Raw genomic sequence first — 5326 nt, 5'->3', positions numbered from 1 at the left:
CTGCCGTATGCCCCCCCGCCGCCGGATACAAGTGGCCGATGGCGATCAGGAAAACAGTCGCAGCACCGAGTGCCGAAAGCTGGCGAGCGCCCCCGCGATCCCGCGCCGCCTGGGCACGATGCGCGGCCGCGGCGCGTCCTGGTCGACTCCCAGCCGGCGCGCCAGCTCGGGCGAAAAGCGCCGCAAGTCGTCGATGATCTGCTGATCCGATGCCGTCGCGTGATACTCCCGCAGGACCGCCCGAGCGTGTTCGGGATCAATCATCGTGATCCTCCCTGGTTCATTCGACGCGCCAGATCCTGACGATCGCGGCGGGATCGCGGACCGCTACCTGTATATGCGACTGGCTCCAGAGGGCAGAGCCCGGAAACAGCGGGTCACCCTCCGCGAACGCCGCGCGCACGACGCGGACCAGCACTCCTCGACTCTCCAGCACCGCAGTCATGCGATTGATCACTTCGCGATCCAGACGGTGCGCACCGTGCGTTTGGCGCGGCAGAGGCTGAGCGCTTGCTTGCAGACGCGAGACCAGATCCGTGTACGATTCCCGGACCACCTCGTGCCACTTGGCATCGATCAGGTCGACGCAGTTCCGCAGGTCGATCTCCGCGCCGATCACCGCCGCGTGGTCGCCGTAGCGCTGGCGGGCCCACTCCAGCGCGCGCATTGGCGCATCCTGGAAGAAGTACGCCCCGTCGCCCAGCCAGTCGTAGTCGTTGCGGCTGATCTCGAACCCGGAGGACAGGATGCGCCGCGCCGCCGCGTCACTGGTGCCGTGATAGCCGATCACTCGCATTCCATACCCCGGGTTTTCAAACTCGCCACGAACGCCCGCCGGATCAAGCCTGGAGACGCGAAGGCCTTGCGGGTCCCCCACGCGCTCCGTTCGGCGTTCCGGAACGAAGATGTCAGCGCAGGACACAAGTGCGCAAGGTGGACGGACCCTGACAGGAACCCACATACGAAAAGGGCGGCCCCCGCCGGGACCGCCCTTCCGAGCGCGGGAGCGCCGTTACTTTCGCACTCCCGTACTTTCGCACTCTCGCACTGCCGTCCAGATCAGCCCCCGCCGCCGCCGACCACGCCGCCGCCGGGGATCCCGGGCTCCGTCATCTCGCGCACGTTGAGCACCGTGTCCAGCTGCTCGTCGCTCAGCAGGCCGCGGCGCTTTACGACGGTGCGCACGGACTCGTAGTTCTTGGCCGACTCCTTGGCCACCGACGCGGCCTCGTCGTAGCCGATGTAGGCGTTGAGCGCCGTGGCGATGGACGGGTTCTTTTCCAGCAGCTCGCGGCAGCGCTCGCGGTTGGCGCCGATGCCCTCCACGGCGTTCGCGCGGAACGCGTCGCAGCCGTTGGACAGGATAGCCACGGACTGCAGGAAGTTGTGCGCCATCACGGGCATCATCACGTTGAGCTCGAAGTTGCCGTGCTGCCCGCCGAGGGTGACCGCCAGGTGGTTCCCCATCACCTGGGCGCACAGCATCATCATGGCCTCGCTCATCACCGGGTTCACCTTGCCCGGCATGATGCTGGAGCCCGGCTGGATGGCCGGCAGCGTGATCTCCGCCAGCCCCGACGTGGGGCCGCTGGCCAGCCAGCGGATGTCGTTGGCGATCTTGAGCAGCGACACGGCGAGGGTGTTCAGCGCGCCGGACGCGGAGACGTAGGCGTCCTTGGCGCCCTGCGCCTCGAAGTGGTTCTCCGCCTCGGCGAACTCCAGCCCCGTGCTCTCGCTGATCTTGCGGATGGCCAGCGCGGGGAACCCGGGCACGGCGTTGGTACCCGTGCCCACGGCCGTGCCGCCCAGGGCCAGCTCCGCCAGCTCCTCCGACGCGTTGCGCAGGCGCCGCACGCCATGCTCCAGCTGCTTGGCGTAGCCCGCGAACTCCTGGCCCAGCCGCACCGGAGTGGCGTCCATGAGGTGCGTGCGGCCGCTCTTGACCACGTCGTCGAACTCGATGGCCTTGGCCTGCAGCACGTCGCGCAGGCGGTCCAGCGAAGGCACCAGGTCCTCGTGGAGGGCCACGCGGGCGGAGACGTGCATGGCCGTGGGGATCACGTCGTTGGAGCTTTGCCCCATGTTGACGTGGTCAGTGGGGTGCACCTTGCGGCCGCCGCCCAGCAGCTGGGTGGCGCGCGTGGCGATCACCTCGTTCGCGTTCATGTTGCTGGAGGTGCCGCTGCCCGTCTGGAAGATGTCCAGCACGAACTCTCCGTCCAGCGTGCCCGCGATCACCTCGTCGGCCGCGCGGGCGATGGCGTCGGCCACGTCGGCGTCCAGCAGCCCCATCTCGGCGTTGGCCTGCGCGGCGGCCTTCTTGATGGTGCCCAGGGCGTGGATGAAGCGCCGGGGAAAGCGGATGCCGCTGATGGGAAAGTTCTCCACGGCGCGCTGGGTCTGCGGGCCGTAGAGCGCGTTGGCGGGAACCTGCATCTCGCCCAGCGAGTCGCGCTCGGTGCGAAAGCCGGAGGTGCTCGTATCCGTCATTGTAATCGTGCGTGTCGAGGGTCACGGGTTTCGGACGGGCCGCAAGATGCACCCGCCGCCCGCCGCGCGCAAACGGGCCACCGCCCCGCGTCCGGGCGTGGACCCGCATCCGCCACGTGCCCCGGCATCCCGTCCACGCACCCCACCCTGGCGGACGCCGTGGCACATCCGTCAACCCACTGCGCCGCAACAGGTTGAGGGGGAGGGGGAAAGCAGGCGGAGCGGAACGCGCCAGCCTGGGCCGTCCGGGAAACGCGCCAGCACCGCCGGGGACGCATCCCGGCGGTGCTGGCGCGGTTCAGCCCTGTTCGTCCTCCTCCTCCCGCGCGCCCTTTCCTGCGCCGGGATCGTCCTCGGAAAGCAGGTCCTCCTGGCGCACGTCCAGCACCTCCAGCGCCTCGGCCGCGGCCAGGGCGCCGGCGCCGTAGAGAAAGACGGGCACGCCGGCCGCGCGCAGGTGCTCGGCCACGTCGATGCGGTCCTCGAAGGCGCAGACGAGCTCGTACTCGCGGTGCAGGCGGTCCACCACCTCGGCCTTGAACCAGCCGGCGGGGCGGCGCTCGTCGGCGGGGCGCATGATGAGCCGGTCGTAGTCCGTGAGCCCGTTGGCCGTCAGCCAGCGCTCCGTCTTGGGCCGCGTGTAGTCCGGCCGGCCCGTGAGAAAGAGGATGCGGATGCCCGCCGCGTGCATGGCGCGCAGCACCTCCATGGACGCGGCGATGGGCGGGTCGGTGTCGATGGCGTCGAAGTACGAGTGCCAGTCGCGCGCGCGGCCCTGCTCCACCTCCACGAAGTGCGCGCGCGCCGTGTCGTCGCTCAGGGTGCCGTCCAGGTCCCAGATGACGGCCTTGGGCTTGGCGCCCCGCGCGGCCGGCGCCCCCCCGCCCTGCTCGTCCGCCATCTACCGGCGGCCGGGGCGCGTGGGGCGCACCTCGATGCGCGACGGCAGCGCGTTCTCGGGAAACGCCAGCAGGTCCATCACGATGCGCGCGATGTCCCCCGGCTGGATCATCCACGCGTTCTCGGGCGACGGGTCCTTGTCGTTGAAGTAGGTGTTGACGCTGCCGGGCATCACGCAGCACACGCGGATGCCGTGCTCGCGCACGTCCAGCATCATCGCCTCGCTGAAGCCCAGCAGGCCGAACTTGCTGGCGTTGTAGGCGGCGCCCCCCGCGAACGGGTTCTTGCCCGCCAGCGAGCCGATGTTGATGATCCACCCGCCGCCCCGCTGGCGCATGCGGGGCACGGCCTCGCGGCAGGCGTAGAACACGCCCGTGAGGTTGGTGCCGATGATGTTGTCCCACTGCTCCAGCGAGAGCTGGTCGATGGGCGCGAACCCGCCCACGCCGGCGTTGTTCACCAGGATGTCCAGCCCGCCCAGGTCCTGCGCGGCCTCGATCATCCGCCGCACGTCGTCGTAGCTGCGCATGTCGCCGGGGACGGCGGCCACGTGGCCCGTGCCCAGCGCGTCCAGCCGCTCCGCCGCCCGCTGCACCTCGCTGCCGTTGCGGGCGTTGATCACCACGTTGGCGTCCGCGCGCGCCAGGGCCTCGGCGATGGAATAGCCGATGCCCTTGCTGCTTCCCGTTACGATGGCCGTCTTTCCCGCCAGCGATCCTCCCGGCATATCCTTGCTCCGTGCTCGTCGTCTGCGTGTGGTGGTGCGGATGGGCGGGCGGGGCCGCAAGTCGCAGACCGCAGGAACTACGGGACAGGAACAGACAACTGAAATCTCACGCAGAGGGAGCAGAGGCAGCAGAGTACTTCATCGCGCGATGAAGTACTCCGCGTCCTCCGCGGCTCTGCGTGAGAATCCAGTTGCCGTTCGGCTCAGAGCGTGGACTTGTAGAGCAGCAGGTTGGGCGTGCCCGCGGGAACGCCGGACAGCACGCCGGGCGTGGCGTTGCCCACGATCCACGCGTTCACCGCCGGCGTCGATGCCGCGGGGTTGTAGAACTTGTAGAGCGCCGCCACGCCCGCCACGTACGCCGACGAGTACGACGTGCCGCTGCCGCCGGGGCTGCTGCCCGGCGCGTACAGGTCCACGCAGCTGCCGTAGTTCGTCCCCGGCGAGCTGGCGTCGGCGATGGTGGACGCGGCCACCGTGAGCGCCGCCGTGGCGCCGGCGGGAGAGACGCTGCAGGCCAGCGTGCCGCCGTTGCCCGCCGCGACGGCCACCGCCACGCCGCTGTTGGCCAGGTTGTTCACCGCCGTGTTCAGCGCCGCCGAGCCGCCGCCGCCCAGCGCCAGGTTCGCCACCGCCGGGGTGATGCGGTTCACCCGCACCCAGTCCACCCCCGCGATGATGCCGGACGTGGTGCCGCTCCCCGTGCAGTTCAGCACGCGCAGGCCGCGCAGCTGCACCTGCTTGGCCACGCCCACCGTGCCGCTGCCGATGATGCGCGCCAGCATGGTCCCGTGCCCGTGGCAGTCCGCGCCCGTGCCGCCGAACGCGTCGAACACGTTGCTCGTCCGCCCCGCCAGCTCCGGGTGCGTGGGCGTGATGCCCGTGTCGATCACGTAGACGTACACGCCGGCCGCGCCCGTGTTGGCGCCGTAGCTGCCGTTCAGGGGCAGGAACTGCTGGTCGATGCGGTCCAGCCCCCAGTGGATGGCCTGCTGCGCCGCCACCACCTGGTCCTGCTCCACGTACTCCACCGCGGGATGGTGCCGCAGCGCCGTCAGCTGGCCCGCGTTCAGCTCCGCCGCGAAGCCGGAGAGCGCGGCCGTGTAGACGAGGCGGGGCCGGACACCGGCCGCGGCCGCCACGCCGCGCGGGTCCGCGCCGTCCTTGAGCACGACGACGTACGCGCCGTCCACGCCCTTGCCGGGCGCC

General features: G+C 70.4%; 6 protein-coding genes. All 6 read right to left on the bottom strand.

From position 1 onward, the window contains the following. Positions 1–45 precede the first annotated feature (45 nt). Positions 46–264 carry a hypothetical protein gene (locus tag VFZ20_RS31030; protein ID WP_329687854.1) on the bottom strand — a complete coding sequence of 73 codons (219 nt, stop codon included), beginning with the start codon at positions 262–264 and terminating at the stop codon, positions 46–48. Between the two features lie 16 nt (positions 265–280). After that, the gene (locus VFZ20_RS31025; RefSeq protein WP_349264152.1) at positions 281–796 is read right to left on the bottom strand and encodes a hypothetical protein; all 516 of its coding nucleotides are present in this window, start codon (positions 794–796) and stop codon (positions 281–283) included. A gap of 263 nt (positions 797–1059) precedes the next feature. Next, positions 1060–2490, bottom strand: coding sequence for a class II fumarate hydratase (locus VFZ20_RS31020; RefSeq protein WP_329687852.1), 1431 nt, complete (start codon positions 2488–2490; stop codon positions 1060–1062). A gap of 298 nt (positions 2491–2788) precedes the next feature. Next, entirely contained in the window at positions 2789–3391 is a 603-nt protein-coding gene (locus VFZ20_RS31015) for an HAD family acid phosphatase (RefSeq protein ID WP_329687851.1), read from the bottom strand. Continuing rightward, a complete protein-coding gene (locus VFZ20_RS31010) occupies positions 3392–4117 on the bottom strand; it encodes an SDR family oxidoreductase (RefSeq protein ID WP_329687850.1) in 726 nt (241 codons plus the stop codon). Between the two features lie 203 nt (positions 4118–4320). Next, on the bottom strand, positions 4321–5326 hold a 1006-nt coding region (locus tag VFZ20_RS31005; RefSeq protein WP_329687849.1), incomplete at its 5' end, for a S8 family peptidase.

The organism is Longimicrobium sp. (assembly GCF_036280135.1).
Lineage (GTDB): Bacteria > Gemmatimonadota > Gemmatimonadetes > Longimicrobiales > Longimicrobiaceae > Longimicrobium.
Note: the sequence above shows the minus strand (reverse complement) of the source record. Positions and strands in the feature narration are given on the sequence as shown.